We start from the raw sequence: 11,071 nt of genomic DNA on the forward strand, positions 1-11,071 counted from the left end.
CATGCCCTCACTCACCACGCGACAAATCCAGCTCTTCCGAAACAACGGTTTTCTCTGTCTTCCAGACTGCCTACCAGAAGAAATGGTCGAAAACCTGAAGACCGCTATTATGGAAGATATTGACCGCGAAGTCGAACCCATCGCACGCAATAAAGATGGCCGTGCCGTTCGCATCTCTGCCCTCATGGACCGCGCACCGATCTTTCGAGAAGCCGTCACGCATCCATACGCGCTCGACCCGCTCGAATCGCTTCTGGGACCCAATATCGAAATCCTCACCAACCGCCACAACCACGCCACCTTGCGCACAGCAGAGGACAACAAAGGCGCGTATCTGCACCGCGATGTCAGGCAGTGGACGCGCAACATCTTCACCATCATCTTTTATCTCGAAGAAACCACCCTCGAAAATGGGTGCACCCGCATCATTCCCGGATCGCATCACTTCCCCGGCACCCCCACATCTATTCACGATGCAGAATGGGCAAACGATATTCTGGGCCAGGCACTTCCCGTACCTATGCCAGCAGGTGGAATGCTCGCAATCGACAGCATGGTCGTCCACGGCGCAGGCGAAAACCACACCGACGACACGCGCATGAGCATGACAATTGGCTATCACAGCGTCGATGAACTCATGGACATTCCCAACCCCAAACGCCGGCTCGTGCGCGGCGAGGGATTGTATAACGGAAATGATCGAAAATAGGGTCGGGATTGATCAATCTGGAACGCGCGAGGCCATTTTCTGATCTAAGAATACGAGACCGGGATCGCTTCTACATGGTAGATGTATCAATTCTCAATGAACTGGTCTGGACGGCGACCCATTGTACACCGCTCCTTAATGCTTAAGTTTATGACTCCCAATATTATCCTCATCATCTCCGACCAGCACAACCCCCATGTAATGGGATGTGCGGAAAATCCCATTGTGCAAACGCCGAACCTGGACGCGCTCGCCCGCCGTGGGGTCCGGTTTCGCAATGCGTATTGCCCCTATCCCCTCTGCGCGCCTTCGCGATCGGGCTTCATGTCCGCGCAGTACCCCAGCGATGTGGGCGTCTATGACAACAGCGGCAGCCTGTCTTTTGACACCCCCACATTTGCCCATGCATTTGGCGCGGCGGGATACGAAGCCGTGCTATGTGGTCGCATGCACTTTAGAAACCCCGACCAATTCCACGGCTTTGAAAAACGCATCCACGCCGACTGCGGCGGGCTATCCGCAGAAATTCTCGGCTCTGGATACAACCGCACAACGGGACAGACCAAATACGGCGTTCAAGTATCCGGTCATGGCGAAACCGGCTATCGCCACTTTGACAAATCCGTCACTGAAACAGCCTGCAAATTCATCGCCGACCGGCAAGAGAGCGACAGACCCTATGCCCTCGTCGTCGGCTACATGAACCCGCACAATCCCCTGATCTGCGGCAGAGAAGACTTCGAGTATTACATGGCGCAAATCCCACCGCTCGAACCCGAATCGCCCGAATACTTAAACGCCCTGCATCCAGCCATGAAAAAATGGCGCGAAAGACGCGGCGTTGAAGACATCACCCCAGAACAGAATCGTCGCGGGTTAGCCGCCTATTACGGCCTGACAACCGAACTCGACCGATACATCGGTCAAATCATTGACACCGTCCAATCCTCCTCCGATGCGGACAACACCGTCATCATCTACACCTCGGACCACGGCGACATGGCCCATGAACACGGCATGTGGTGGAAAAGCAGCTTTTACGAAGGCTCTGTGGGCATTCCCTTGATCTGCTCAGGGCCGGGTCATCTTCACGAAAACCGCACAGAAGATGCCACCGTCAGCCTCATCGACGTCGGACCCACAGCTCTGGACATTGCGGGCGCAGACCCCCTGCCCGATGTCGCGGGCAAAAGCTTTGCACCATTCCTCACAGGTGATCAGCCACCGGACTGGCCCAATGAAGTCTTTGCAGAATACATCGGCTTGCTCGGCGACCAGCCCGCGTGCATGCTCCGCACGGGACCGTGGAAATTGAACTATTACTCTGAATTTGACTCCTGCCAATTGTTCAACATTGACGAAGACCCCGAAGAACGCCGCGACCTGTCCAATGACCCCCGGTATCGAGACGTAATCCAATCGGGCCTCGAAAAAATCTTTGCACGCTGGTCTGCCGATGATATCTTGAAACAAGCCGAACAACAAACACGCGCCCGAGCACTCATCGCACGTTGTGGACACAGCCATATCCCCCACGCCATCCCCCCATTCGAGCCAGACATTGATGCCGTAAACGAGTTCGACTTCTCACAATTACCCGAAGACCCCAGATAGTATTGCACAAAACGGATATTGAGGTATCTTACATAAAACAAAGGAGGAAATTATGACACGAGAACGATTGCCGGTCTTGTTGATCGGCCTATTGTTATTGTCTGGATGCGGCGGCGAACGCGATCCCGTCGTTGAAATGCAAAAATCGCTTGCCTCGGCACCGGCGTATATGATTGTACTGGATGATATACGCGAAGAAGGCACAGTTTTCACTTCGTATTATCACCGATATTTAATTACACAGGGCGAAAAACAGGTACAATCGGACTGGATAGAAGTATCGGAATCCATCTATCGAAAATACGAACCGTTTTTGGGAATGGCGCTGGTTGCCAAATCTGAGCAAGATGGCGTCAACAACACGCCACACCCCCCTGGATATCACTATGTGGGCAATCCGAGCTACGGGCGTTGGACGGATCGCGGGGGCACATCGTTCTGGGAATTCTACGGCCAATACGCGCTCATGAGTCATTTGCTCGGTTGGGGCGGCGGATTTGGCATGAGCCGCTATGACTACGACGATTATCGGTCTTATCGCCGAGATCAACGTCCGTATTACGGGCGCAATCGGGAGTATGGCACGCAGGGGTCTGTCACCCAGAAACAAAAACCAACGACATTCCAGCGGCGCCAGGCAAACATAGCGCAAAAGAGACAATCATTCGCGCAAAAAGTGCAAAGTCGCACGAGCCAGAGTCGGACCGGCTTTGGAAGCTCGCGTTCAACAAGTCGCAGCCGATCTGGATTTGGCAGCCGCAGTTTTGGAGGGTTTGGAAAATGATAGTACAGGACTTAATCGCAACAGGTATTTATCTCATCAGCGCGTTTGTATTATTCTGGATCGGCAAATTGGTCAAAGACTTGACGACAACGAGTTATAGCGTGCGGGAGGAACTGGTCGAAAAAGACAACGCTGCACTGGGTGTAGCCATGGCGGGATATTACTTCGGATTGTTCATGGCCATCGGCGGCACCTTGTCCGGGCCATCTCAGGGATTGGAAAACGATTTAATCGACATCGGCATATACGGAGTGCTGGCAATCATCTTGCTCAATCTCTCGCGTCTGGTCAACGACGGAGTGATCCTGCACGGATTCAAAATTCGGGATGAATTAATCGACGATCAAAACGCGGGCACCGGTGCCGTGATCGCCGCGTCGTACATAGCAACGGGATTGGTAATCTTTGGCGCAGTATCGGGTGAGATTGGCGGAATAGTGACGACCGTGATTTTCTGGGCATTGGGTCAGGTCGCTCTGGTACTGGCCGGGCTGGTGTACGAATGGATTACCCCGTATAGCATTCACGACGAAATCGAAAAAGACAACGTCGCCGCAGGCGTCGCGTTTGCGGGCGCACTGGTCGGCATTGGCGTCATCGTGTTTCACGCATCAGCGGGCGATTTTATTTCCTGGACTGTAAATTTGCAGGATTTCGCAATCGAAGTCGTCGCGGGATTGATCTTGCTACCCATCGTCCGATTCATCTCCGACGTAATCCTCTTACCCGGACAAAAACTGACCGATGAAATCGCCAATCAAGAACACCCCAATCTCGGCGCGGGCTTCATCGAAGCCACGTCTTACGTCGGCGCATCGTTCCTGATTGTATGGAGTTTATAAAAAAGGAAATTGTATTAAATCTCTCCAACTCGGCGGTATAAACACCCGCCGAGTTGTTTATTTTTTATGCGACAGAGCTATCTCTTAAAAGCCTGCATATTCGCCACGGGATGTGCCGGCATAGTAGCCGAATTTACATTGTCAACACTGGCGAGCTATCTATTGGGCAACACGACATTGCAGTGGGCCGTGCTCATGTCGCTGATGTTATTTGCCATGGGCCTGGGCAGCCGATGGAGCCGATTATTGACGGACAGGTTGCTGGATCGCTTTATCGCAATCGAATTTTATCTCTCGGTCCTGTGCGCCACCTGTGCGGTTGTGGCGTATTTTGGATCGGTACTCGCCTTATCGGCAGGCGTCTTCATCTATAGCTATGCTTTTGCCATCGGCATACTAATCGGCATGGAAATTCCGCTGGTCGCACGTATGAATGAAGCGTATCAGGATCTGCGCACCAACATCGCCTCAGTAATGGAAAAAGACTATTTTGGCGCATTGATCGGCGGACTATTGTTCGCTTTTTTTTTATTACCTGAATTGGGCCTGACGTACACACCGCTGGCACTGAGCGCGATTAACTTTATCGTGGCATCGGTATTGCTGTGGCAATATCGACACCTATTGGCGCGTCGCTTGCTACTATTGACGGCATTCTGGATCCTGGGCGCGGGCCTTCTGGTACTGGGACTTTATATCCGCCCCATTGTAATATGGGGCGAACAAAGTCGGTATCGCGACCGCGTAGTCTATCAAGATCAGACTGCTTATCAGCGCATTGTCATAACCGAATGGAAAGGCCACCACTGGCTGCACTTAAATGGCAACGTGCAATTCAGCACCTATGACGAAGAACGCTATCACGAATCGCTGGTACATCCGGCCATGCAACTATCGGGATCGCGGAACAACGTACTCATTTTAGGCGGGGGGGATGGACTGGCTGTGCGCGAAGTCGTAAAATATGCAGATGTACAAGCAATCACCCTGGTAGATTTAGACAAAGCGATAATCGATCTGGCGCGCGCACACCCGGTCTTTGTAGAAGCGAATGCGCGGGCACTGGACGACCCGCGTGTCAATGTGGTAATCGGCGATGCGGGCGCGTTTTTGGCGCGTTCAGAAGCACTATTCAATATCATCATCATCGACTTGCCCGACCCCAAAGGACCAGACCTCGCCAGATTGTATTCGCGGGAATTTTATCGCCTGTGTGCGCGTCACTTAACACCCGATGGCGTACTGGTAACCCAGGCGTCGAGTCCTCTTAACGCGCGCCTTGCATTTCTGTGCATTGAGCGCACAATGACAGACGCCGGTTTTTCCACCATACCCTATCACACCTATATACCAACGATGGGAGATTGGGGATGGGTATTGGGAATGAAAACCGAAGAAATGAGCGAAGAGAACCTCGTTCAACGAACGCAACAACTCACTTTTGAGGATATAGAAACGCAATTTTTGGATGCAGAAACAATGCGGGGAATGTTGCACTTCTGGAAGGGCATGTTCGATGAAAAACATGCAATCGAGGTCAGCACGGAAATGGAGCCGACAGTAGATCGATACTATCGGAAATCAGAATGGGGGTTTGAGTAAAGATATTAATCTACAGGCAGGATATTGCTAAACTGATATTCTTCGACGAACTCACCCACTGCGGCTTCAAAAGCGTCTTCAGCCCATTGCTCGATAGATAAGGAGTGTTCCTCCGACTCGTCGAGATAATTCCAGATGATAAACTCCTGTCCCTCGTCTCCGCCATCTTTGTAAAAAGATCCAACGGCTGACGATATGCCATAGAACATAACCCCCTGGCATCTAACTTCATCGGGAGGATCCTCATTGTCGTGGTCGCGCATATGCCCACGGATATCGCCCTCAATATCGGAAAGGGGGATTTTGCGCGTCAGTATCCAGGAAATACTATCGTCTTCTGACCGCTCGAGGAATGCCACATCATCGCCGCAGGTGAGTTCCCATTCATCCACGCGGTCACCTTCGTAATCGTAATAATGCTGCGCTGTAACCTGCCATGTCTTGAGATCGTAGTCGAGGACATAACCCAGCTTGAGATCGGACAGCGTAACAGTTAGGGGATCGAGAGCTTCGGGTTCTTGTTTCTTCTTCTTAAAAGGATTCCAATTCATTTTCTCTCCAGACAACCCATGAACCTTCTGCGACAGATGGAACGGGTGCGCGAGCGTCTCCCCTACAGGCACACCCAGGATCAGTCTTTCGAAGTCATCCCCATCTTAGCCTTGAGTTCAGCAAGGCGTTGATCTGTGCCGCTCGATGAAGTACTCAGTGCCGCGTCAATTTCCTCATCAACGCTCTTGGATTCACCGGCTATTTCACCATAAGCCTGCGAGAGCGATTCATCTTCTTCAACCCGTTCTTTCATACGCTCGAGCATGGCAATCGTACCAGACGAATCGACTTTGGCGAGTTGCTTGTTGATTTTCTTCGTCGCAGCGGCTGTTTTTGCCCGCGCGCGCAGCGAAATAAGTTCATTTTCGTGCGTTGCAATGGTAGATTTGAGTTTCTCCACCTGACTTTGAAGCTTAGCGGCCATATCTTCCTGCATCTCGGCATCCTGCTCAAACTGAGAAATGCGGTTATCGGCCTCTGACTTGCGGCTAAGGGCTTCGGTTGCCAACCGGTCTGCTTCCCCGGCATCCAACTCACCGCTCTGGGCTTTTTGGAGCAAAACCATGGCCTTCCGCTCCCAGTCGGCAGACGCCTTTTTGTTATCTTCAGCCTGCTTTCGCAATCGAATGGCCTGACCCTTGACCTCAGCCAGGCTGGTCATCGCGCTATTGAGGTCATTTTTCAGGTCGCGGATACCCTGTTCGGTCATTTTTATCGGATCTTCAAATTTGTCAATAGCCGAATGGACTTCGGCCTTGCCCACACTGAAGAGACGTTGAAAGATGCTCATGAGATACTCCTTTTTTTAAAAATGGTCTGTTTTTGTACGGGTGGGTTTCAAACCCACCCCCTACTGATGGCTATATTCGAGTAATTCTGCGGCATTATCGGCTAAGGCGAGTTCGAGCGCGGTGATAGAGCCTTCAAGCTCAGAGCGGTCGAGGGTATCGAGGCGCAGGGTATCGCGGAAAAGAACCGTGCCGGTTTCATCGTCCAGGGCAAACGCCCCGTGAACAAGTGTGCGATTCATTTCGAGCAATCTTTTGTACAGATCCCCAGGGACGTTGGGAATAGGCATAATAGCCTGCTCAATAATGAGGATGGGATCCTCGCAATCGACAATGAGGTGATTGACACCGCGATCTTCGTCGCTCACCACCACGAGTTCTTCAGCGGTATCTTCCTCGTCAACCGCGAGATTGAGGTCTTGAAGATAAGATTTGACTGTATTGAAATATTCTGACATTTTAAACTCCTGAAAGCGGTTAGCAGAAGGTGTAACGTGACCCTCCGTCCTGCCTATGAGATACGCAAGCGAAATATTGGTTTCAAAAATTAACGTTCAAATTGACTTCAAGTCAAGTAGAGATCGCATATACGCACTCTGATCAACCACTCTGGAGATTTTATGGAACCCAGGTACCCGATATGGAACATACGCCATAAGGGCGATTATCATTCTCTCGTCGATATCATTCTCGCAAACCGTTCATTGAAAATAGAGGATTTGGACGATTCTCCCGATATTTTGAATGACCCCTATTTAATGCAAGACATGCACCGCATAGTCGAACGCATATCAGAAGCCATTCGCAAAAAAGAGCGCATTGTGGTTTTTGGCGATTACGATGTAGATGGCGTCACGAGCACCGCTGTTTTGCTGGATTTTTTTGATCTGGTAGGTGCCAATGCCACATTTTTGTTACCCGACCGATTCCGAGACGGGTACGGCATGAAACCGCCAGGTGTAGAGACGGCATACGCACAAGGAGCGCAACTCATTGTAACCGCCGACAATGGCATTTCAGCTTTTGAGGCTATTGACACTGCCAATAACGCCGGAATAGATGTGGTAGTCATTGACCATCACCATCCACAGGACAAATTGCCAGACGCTCTGGCACTGGTGAATCCCAATCGCGCAGACTGCGAATATCCCTTCAAGGGACTGGCCGCCGTAGGGGTGGCATTTAAGGTAGTGCAGGCTCTGGCATCGGAATTCCTGCCCGATTCAGAACGCCGTCGATATTTGAACTCGCTTCTGGATCTCGTCGCATTGGGCACTGTGGCTGATATGGCCCCCATGGTTGCAGAAAATCGCCTGCTAACGCGAAAAGGGATGCAGGTACTCGATATCACCGAACGCCCGGGCTTGCAGGCACTCAAAGCCGTCGCGGGCACGACCAACCGCCCCGTTGACACAATCTCTATTGGATTCTTCCTGGGACCGCGCATCAACAGCGCCGGGCGCCTATCATCGGCAGATTTGGCACTCGATTTGTTGCGCTGCCAAAACCAGGTACAGGCGAAAAAACTCGCCGAAGAGTTAAACGGTCTAAATGGCGAAAGACAGGCTCTGCAAAGCGACGGCATGGCTGAAGCAGAACGCATGGTAGAGGATAACTGGTTAGATCAATATCGCATTCTGGTGGTACGCGGTGAAGACTGGCATCTGGGTGTAGTCGGGCTGATCGCCGGGCGATTGGTCGAAAAATTTTCGCGCCCAGCGCTGGTGTGTACCAACTTTCGAAAAAATGGCATCTACACGGGTTCTGCGCGCACAGCAGGTGGATACAATATCGTCGAGGCGATTTTCCGCGTCTCAGATCTACTCACCGAATTTGGCGGACACGCCGATGCCGCCGGATTTTCGGTCCCCGCTGAAAATTATCCCGAATTCCAAGACCGGTTGATCGCAGACGCTCAAGCGCGGCTATCAGAGGAAGCACTGACGCCCCAACTGGAAGTCGATGCCACCCTCAAACCATCCGATATTTCGCTGACAACCGTTGACACCCTGGACACATTGGCACCTTTTGGCGCGAAAAATGAGTTGCCGCGTTTTGTAGCCCGCAATTGCCGAATTGCAGATGTGCGCGCCATAGGCCGCGGGGCGCATTTGAAACTCAGAGTGGATACAGGTGATGACCTGTGCGATGCAATCTGGTTTCGCCAGGGCGAGCGAGTTTACGAATTGTCAGTAGGCGACCGCGTCGATCTCGCCTTTGCTCTACAGGCCAATACCTGGCAGGGCAGAACCAATGTGCAAATGCTGGTAGAGGACATGCGCTTGTCGAACCTTCGCGATTAGCCAATTTCCCGGAGGTATTTAATGGGCATTGCTGAAAAATTAAACGTGGGCATTGTGGGGGCTGCCGGGCGTGGGGGCAGTTTTCGAGTCGCTTTTGAAGCACATGAAACAGCCCGCATTCACGCGGTATGCGATATACGCGAAGAGGAACTCGACGCTGCTGCTGAACGATTGGGAGCCTCTGAAAAATACGCGGACTACGAAACCATGCTCGCGCGCTCTGAACTCGATGCAGTCGTCATCGGCACGCCCATGCATTTTCACGCTCAGCAAGCAATTGAGGCACTGCATCGCAACATCCACGTCTTGAGCGAAGTCACAGCCGGGGTCTCCGTGGAGGAATGCCGCGCCCTGGTACACGCCGCTACATCGTCAAAAGCACTCTATATGATGGCAGAAAATTACACCTACACCCGCCCCAATGTACTGGTAAAAGAACTCGTGCGGCGGGGTTTGTTCGGCGATGTATATTACGGAGAAGGAGAGTATTTGCACGAATTAAAAGCCCTGAATGAAATCACAAAATGGCGGCGCAAGTGGCAAACGGGCATCGATGGTGTCACCTATTGCACGCACAGCCTGGGGCCTCTCTTGCAATGGATGCCGGGAGACCGCGTGGCGCGCGTGTGTTGTGCGGGCAGCGGACACCATTACACAGACCCGCGGGGAGACCAGTATGAAAATCAAGATTCGTGCGTCATGTTGTGCCAGATGGCGAGCGGCGGGCTGGTAAAAATCCGGGTAGATATGCTATCGGAACGCCCCCACGCAACCGGCAATTTTCAACTGCAAGGGACAAAAGGGTGTTACGAATCGGCGCGAGAGCGCGGCGGTGTCAATCGCATATGGCTTGAAGATATCTGCGGCGAAAAAAATGAATGGATAGATCTGACAGATCTGGAAGAAGACTATCTACCCGACATGTGGCGCGACCCCTCTGAAGCGGCATTAAAAGCCGGACACGGCGGGGGTGACTATTTCGAAATCATGGATTTTATTCAAAGCATCAACGGCGAAATCGCCTGTCCAATTGGCATTCACGAAGCCATGGACATGACCTTACCGGGACTAATCAGTCAACAGTCAATTGTGCAAGATGGCGCGTGGCTATACGTACCCGACTCGCGCACATGGGCAAAGGAGTAAATATGGAAATCATGGATGCTATTGATCTAAAACAAAGAATAAAAAAATCGGACTACAACGCCCGCATGGAAAAGCTGGAAATAAAACTGGGCCAGCTCGAGCGAAAGGCACTGGAAAACAAAGTGCCCATCACGATTGTATTCGAAGGCTGGGGCGCTTCTGGCAAAGGGCGGCTGATCAACGAACTATTGCAAGTACTCGATCCCCGCGGCGTCAAGGTATATTCGACGCAAATGCCCAATGAAGAAGAGATCTACCGACCATTTATGTGGCGCTTCTGGACCAAAATACCCGAACGCGGACGCCTGGTCATTTACAGCAGGAGTTGGTACAGTCGGTTCATTGTAGAGAAAATGGATCCGATGATGGACAAGCTACCGGTTGATAAGGCGTATCAAGAAGTGAATGGTTTCGAGCGACAACTCGTAGATGACGGCCATGTAATCCTCAAGTTTTTTCTGCACATTTCGCGCAAAGAACAAAAAAAGCGCTTTAAGCAACTCGAGAAAAATCCCCTGACATCCTGGCGCGTGACAGATTACGACTGGAAAAAAAATAAACAATACGAATGGTATGGAGAAGTCATAGAAGAAATGATCTCACGTACGGATAGCAAATACGCGCCCTGGCATATTGTGCTGGCTGAAAACTGGCGTTTTGCAACGGTTTCAGTATTTGAAAAAGTGATTGAAGTCCTCGAAAAAAAACTGGCATCTCTGAACAAAAAGACG

At 51.6% G+C, this 11,071-nt stretch carries 11 protein-coding genes; 8 read left to right on the forward strand and 3 right to left on the reverse strand.

Going from position 1 to position 11,071, the window contains the following annotated elements:
• The first annotated feature begins 1 nt into the window (after window position 1).
• The 5 genes from OXG87_05845 (at window position 2) to OXG87_05865 (ending at window position 5,551) form a co-directional block, all read left to right on the forward strand.
• Window positions 2-709: a phytanoyl-CoA dioxygenase family protein gene (locus OXG87_05845; GenBank protein ID MCY3869061.1), complete on the forward strand. Its 708-nt coding sequence runs from the start codon at window positions 2-4 to the stop codon at window positions 707-709.
• Between the two features lie 150 nt (window positions 710-859).
• A complete protein-coding gene (locus OXG87_05850; protein MCY3869062.1) occupies window positions 860-2,323 on the forward strand; it encodes a sulfatase-like hydrolase/transferase in 1,464 nt (487 codons plus the stop codon).
• A gap of 52 nt (window positions 2,324-2,375) precedes the next feature.
• Window positions 2,376-3,107 (forward strand): hypothetical protein, encoded by a 732-nt coding sequence (locus OXG87_05855; protein MCY3869063.1) that lies wholly within the window; start codon window positions 2,376-2,378, stop codon window positions 3,105-3,107.
• Complete coding sequence (locus OXG87_05860) at window positions 3,104-3,949, forward strand: DUF350 domain-containing protein (GenBank protein ID MCY3869064.1); 846 nt, start codon at window positions 3,104-3,106, stop codon at window positions 3,947-3,949. The genes OXG87_05855 and OXG87_05860 overlap by 4 nt, the downstream gene beginning before the upstream one ends.
• Window positions 3,950-4,015: 66 nt before the next feature.
• On the forward strand, window positions 4,016-5,551 hold the full coding sequence (locus OXG87_05865; GenBank protein ID MCY3869065.1) for a polyamine aminopropyltransferase: 1,536 nt from the start codon (window positions 4,016-4,018) through the stop codon (window positions 5,549-5,551).
• A 5-nt stretch (window positions 5,552-5,556) separates the two neighbouring features.
• Here the strand turns inward: OXG87_05865 and OXG87_05870 are convergent, their stop codons facing one another.
• The 3 genes from OXG87_05870 to OXG87_05880 all read right to left on the reverse strand — a co-directional run bounded on the left by OXG87_05870 (window position 5,557) and on the right by OXG87_05880 (window position 7,349).
• Window positions 5,557-6,102 (reverse strand): DUF4178 domain-containing protein, encoded by a 546-nt coding sequence (locus tag OXG87_05870; protein ID MCY3869066.1) that lies wholly within the window; start codon window positions 6,100-6,102, stop codon window positions 5,557-5,559.
• 80 nt (window positions 6,103-6,182) lie between these two features.
• Entirely contained in the window at window positions 6,183-6,893 is a 711-nt protein-coding gene (locus tag OXG87_05875; protein ID MCY3869067.1) for a PspA/IM30 family protein, read from the reverse strand.
• Between the two features lie 60 nt (window positions 6,894-6,953).
• Window positions 6,954-7,349 carry a YbjN domain-containing protein gene (locus OXG87_05880; GenBank protein MCY3869068.1) on the reverse strand — a complete coding sequence of 132 codons (396 nt, stop codon included), beginning with the start codon at window positions 7,347-7,349 and terminating at the stop codon, window positions 6,954-6,956.
• 162 nt (window positions 7,350-7,511) lie between these two features.
• Here OXG87_05880 and recJ point away from each other — a divergent pair, with 162 nt between their 5' ends.
• The 3 genes from recJ to OXG87_05895 all read left to right on the forward strand — a co-directional run.
• Window positions 7,512-9,194: a single-stranded-DNA-specific exonuclease RecJ gene (gene recJ, locus OXG87_05885; GenBank protein MCY3869069.1), complete on the forward strand. Its 1,683-nt coding sequence runs from the start codon at window positions 7,512-7,514 to the stop codon at window positions 9,192-9,194.
• Window positions 9,195-9,215: 21 nt separating this feature from the next.
• Complete coding sequence (locus tag OXG87_05890; GenBank protein MCY3869070.1) at window positions 9,216-10,340, forward strand: Gfo/Idh/MocA family oxidoreductase; 1,125 nt, start codon at window positions 9,216-9,218, stop codon at window positions 10,338-10,340.
• A 2-nt stretch (window positions 10,341-10,342) separates the two neighbouring features.
• A partial coding sequence (locus tag OXG87_05895; GenBank protein MCY3869071.1) for a phosphate--AMP phosphotransferase occupies window positions 10,343-11,071 on the forward strand: 729 nt, incomplete at its 3' end.

This window comes from Gemmatimonadota bacterium (assembly GCA_026706845.1).
Classification (GTDB): Bacteria; Latescibacterota; UBA2968; order UBA2968; family UBA2968; genus VXRD01.

What these genes read in the sequence shown, in the direction of transcription:
- OXG87_05855 (MCY3869063.1), top strand. Translation starts at nt 2,376, where the DNA reads ATGACACGAGAACGATTGCCGGTCTTGTTGATCGGCCTATTGTTATTG.
- OXG87_05875 (MCY3869067.1), bottom strand. Translation starts at nt 6,893, where the DNA reads ATGAGCATCTTTCAACGTCTCTTCAGTGTGGGCAAGGCCGAAGTCCAT.
- OXG87_05890 (MCY3869070.1), top strand. Translation starts at nt 9,216, where the DNA reads ATGGGCATTGCTGAAAAATTAAACGTGGGCATTGTGGGGGCTGCCGGG.
- OXG87_05870 (MCY3869066.1), bottom strand. Translation starts at nt 6,102, where the DNA reads ATGAATTGGAATCCTTTTAAGAAGAAGAAACAAGAACCCGAAGCTCTC.
- OXG87_05865 (MCY3869065.1), top strand. Translation starts at nt 4,016, where the DNA reads ATGCGACAGAGCTATCTCTTAAAAGCCTGCATATTCGCCACGGGATGT.
- OXG87_05860 (MCY3869064.1), top strand. Translation starts at nt 3,104, where the DNA reads ATGATAGTACAGGACTTAATCGCAACAGGTATTTATCTCATCAGCGCG.
- recJ (MCY3869069.1), top strand. Translation starts at nt 7,512, where the DNA reads ATGGAACCCAGGTACCCGATATGGAACATACGCCATAAGGGCGATTAT.
- OXG87_05850 (MCY3869062.1), top strand. Translation starts at nt 860, where the DNA reads ATGACTCCCAATATTATCCTCATCATCTCCGACCAGCACAACCCCCAT.
- OXG87_05880 (MCY3869068.1), bottom strand. Translation starts at nt 7,349, where the DNA reads ATGTCAGAATATTTCAATACAGTCAAATCTTATCTTCAAGACCTCAAT.
- OXG87_05845 (MCY3869061.1), top strand. Translation starts at nt 2, where the DNA reads ATGCCCTCACTCACCACGCGACAAATCCAGCTCTTCCGAAACAACGGT.